At 66.5% G+C, this 331-nt stretch carries 1 protein-coding gene; it reads right to left on the reverse strand.

Translation table 11 applies throughout. From position 1 onward, the window contains the following. Positions 1 to 331: SDR family NAD(P)-dependent oxidoreductase (locus tag DBV35_RS29605; RefSeq protein WP_117434504.1), on the reverse strand; the 331-nt coding region annotated here is incomplete at both ends.

The following is a 331-nucleotide window of genomic DNA, read 5'->3' on the forward strand; positions in this document are numbered from 1 at the left end:
CTGGTCCATCGCGCCGGTCTGGCCGATCACCGAGGAGATGTTCACGATCCGGCCGAACTCGTTGCCGGTCATGTGCTCCAGCACGGCCTTGGTCATGTAGAACGCGCCGGACAGGTTGATCCGCAGCACGGCGTGCCAGTCGTCGACGGTCAGCTTGCGGACGGTCTTGTCGACGGTGATGCCGGCGTTGTTGATCAGGTAGTCGACGCGGCCCCGCTGCTCCAGGACCTCGGTGACGACCCGCTGGCAGTCCTCGGGCGAGCCGACGTTGCCCTGGTGCACCGAGATCGACGCGCCCTCGGCCTCCAGCTTGCCCTTCAGCTCGAGATCG

This window comes from Acuticoccus kandeliae (assembly GCF_003073115.1).